This is a genomic window from Flavonifractor sp. An306, from assembly GCF_002159455.1.
Lineage (GTDB): Bacteria > Bacillota > Clostridia > Oscillospirales > Oscillospiraceae > Flavonifractor.
On the sequence record NZ_NFIQ01000243.1, the window covers coordinates 1 to 691 of the forward strand.

The following is a 691-nucleotide window of genomic DNA, read 5'->3' on the forward strand; positions in this document are numbered from 1 at the left end:
TCAATCTACCAAACCGGGAGGACACCACTTTAAAATTGTCTCCCTGACGGTCATACACTGTATAGACCATGTTAGCTACTGCCTCAGGGTCGGTGCTGGTCAGAGTACCAATACCAGTTTTGACCATGATGGAATGAAACCCTTTGGCTTCATCCAGCACCAACTCCTCACCAGCCATGAGTACACCGTAAACCTGACCAGCTGCAACAGCATCCTTTAACTGCTTGGTGGTCATGCCCACGACCTCCCCACCATTCACGCCAGCATTAAATACCTCATAGCCTGTAGTCCGCTGGCCCAGGTCTACACGGTTAATCACAAATCTCTTATTATTAGCTTTATTATTCATACTCAATTACTCCTTTTACTATCTTTAATTTGGTCAAGCCATATCTCTCAACCACAACTAAACTATAACGCTGACCCATCCCCGGCGTCTGCTGACGAAATAGCTGGAGTATTTATATTCGGATTGGTGAGTATGTCGTAAATAGCTATGGTATATCATAAAAACAAATCTGCACACCTCAATATATTGGGTGTGCAGATTATAAATAGAGTATCTATTATCTATTACTCAATTTATTACTAATTGCATAGATTATCACATTGTCTATGCCAGTACCCATACACTGTGCTATCTTCTTATCATTAGTGTTACATATAGCATCAGTCTATGTTTGTTCGTTCC

At 41.4% G+C, this 691-nt stretch carries 1 protein-coding gene; it reads right to left on the reverse strand.

All coding sequences use genetic code 11. The features are described 5' to 3' along the window. The coding region (locus tag B5F88_RS19895) for a hypothetical protein (RefSeq protein WP_140402244.1) at window positions 1-349 on the reverse strand (349 nt) is incomplete at its 3' end. Window positions 350-691: the final 342 nt, after the last annotated feature.